The 2263-nt window shown below is 42.8% G+C and carries 2 protein-coding genes; one reads left to right on the top strand and one right to left on the bottom strand.

The window, feature by feature from the left end; translation table 11 throughout:
- Positions 1–123: 123 nt before the first annotated feature.
- On the bottom strand, positions 124–603 hold the full coding sequence (locus tag H6S82_RS29905; RefSeq protein WP_190470740.1) for a hypothetical protein: 480 nt from the start codon (positions 601–603) through the stop codon (positions 124–126).
- Between the two features lie 459 nt (positions 604–1062).
- Here H6S82_RS29905 and H6S82_RS29910 point away from each other — a divergent pair.
- Positions 1063–2263: Coenzyme F420 hydrogenase/dehydrogenase, beta subunit C-terminal domain (locus H6S82_RS29910; protein WP_191057228.1), on the top strand; the 1201-nt coding region annotated here is incomplete at its 3' end.

The raw sequence follows: 2263 nt of genomic DNA on the forward strand, positions 1-2263 counted from the left end.
AGCAGCGGCAACAGGTGCCATACCGATGCCGATTCCTCCAAATCCGCCGACTAATCCCATTCCTCCCACTATTGCATATATACTGACACCGACAGCAGTTCCACTGGCAATCAAAGCTGCACCTTATTTAGAAGAGCAATTGGAAAAAGCATAACAATTATAGTTTGTTGTATTGTGGCTATCACTGTTATCGTTTATAGTTTTATCGGTCGTGTATTCAGCCTTTTCGTCGTTTGTTGCCAATATTAACGGTACAATTATTAATGGCGCAAGAATAATACCTAATATAATACCAGCAGTCAAAAATAGACCGTCAACAACTGCTTCTGGTACTGTGCTTAAGTTAGACCCGTTTTTTTGTTCCTCTATTTTTATTGCATTGGTTTGCTCTGTTGGATTTGTTGTAAAAGATTCAGCATTAACCGTTGTTATTTCACCAATGCAGCTTTTGCTCAAATTACAGTTATTGCTCGATTCATTTATTATTGTACTTACCTCTGCCCAAGCAGGGTCGGGAAAGTTTATTATGTTGGTAGTAACTACAAGCGATGTAACCAAGAACATTGCCATTAGTTTTTTGGCATTTTCAAATATATTTTGCATAAAGATTATTCTCCTAATTACCGCTCGCACTGATAACTGTAGATATTACAGCCTAAATAAAATTTTATTCAAAACTTACCTTGTCGGGCAATACGTACATTTACTGATTATTTAGCCTCTACTGCTACTTGGCTCAATAGCCCTATCGCGATCGACATTAAAAATTTTTTGCTTGGATTCCAATTAAATTTCAATTGATAACAATACTTTATCCGAAAAATACATCTCTAACGAAGCAAACATCTCCATCTATCTGCCTTCCGAAGCGTTCATTTGTAGATATCTGCGGTAAAAATCCCAAAAACTTACTTTTCCCACGAGTTCCAAAGCAAAAGGAAACAAAGGTTAGGGTCAGCGTGGAGGCTAGGTAATGACCGATGACCAAAGAAACCCGGTTTCTACACTATGACTTCTAACGGTATCGTAATAAAAGCTATCTCTGAATAAGAAAAGCAATTTATGACCCTCTCAGTTGACTCCCCCCAGCACAAAAAAGCCAAAGCCCTCAAACCGGGTAGCCGTCGCCCCGCCAAAGAACTGTGTAGCGAATGCGGCCTTTGCGATACATATTATGTCCATTATGTCAAGGAAGCTTGCGCTTTCATCAATCAGCAGATAGCCGAACTGGAAGAACAAATTCACGGGCGCAGTCGCAACCTGGATAACCCCGATGATTGGTACTTTGGTGTCAATCAAAACATGATGGCAGCACGCAAAATCGAGCCCATTCCAGGGGCACAGTGGACGGGGATTGTCAGTACCATTGCGATCGAAATGCTCAATCGCAACTTAGTCGAAGGCGTCGTCTGCGTCCAGAATACCAAAGAAGACCGCTTTCAACCAATGCCAATAATTGCCCGTACCCCAGCAGAAATCCTGGCAGCGCGGGTGAATAAACCAACCCTTTCGCCTAACCTTTCCGTGCTGGAACAAATCGCACAATCTGGCATGAAAAAACTGTTAGTAATTGGCGTCGGCTGTCAGATTCAAGCCTTGCGTGCAGTGGAGAAAAAATTAGGTTTAGAAAAACTCTACGTTTTGGGTACTCCCTGTGTCGATAACGTCACTCGCGCCGGACTGCAAAAATTCCTCGATACCACCAGTCGCTCGCCCGAAACAGTGGTATATTACGAATTCATGCAAGACTTCCAAGTTCACTTCAAACACGAAGACGGTTCCATTGAAAAAGTACCGTTTTTTGGTTTGAATACCAAAGAATTAAAAGATGTATTTGCTCCTTCCTGCATGAGTTGTTTTGATTACGTTAATGGATTGGCAGATTTAGTCGTCGGCTACATGGGCGCACCCTTCGGTTGGCAGTGGATAGTAGTCAGAAATAACACGGGTCAGGAAATGCTCGAACTCGTAATGGATAAACTAGAAACTCAACCAGTAATGTCGCAAGGTGACAGGCGCAACGCCGTCCAGCAAAGCATTCCCGCTTACGATAAAGGCGTAACCCTTCCCATGTGGGCAGCTAAACTAATGGGCGTCGTTATCGAAAAAATCGGCCCCAAAGGATTGGAATATGCCCGCTTTTCGATCGATTCCCATTTCACTCGTAACTATTTGTATGTGCAGCGGCATCACCCAGAAAAATTAGAAGCCCATGTGCCAGAATATGCTAAGCGAATTGTCGGGCAGTACAAATTGCCCCAGA

This window comes from Planktothrix sp. FACHB-1355 (assembly GCF_014748295.1).
In the GTDB taxonomy this organism is placed as follows: domain Bacteria; phylum Cyanobacteriota; class Cyanobacteriia; order Cyanobacteriales; family Aerosakkonemataceae; genus Aerosakkonema; species Aerosakkonema funiforme_A.

Excerpts from the sequence above, each read along its gene's own strand:
- H6S82_RS29905 (WP_190470740.1), bottom strand. The coding sequence starts at position 603 with ATGCAAAATATATTTGAAAATGCCAAAAAACTAATGGCAATGTTCTTG.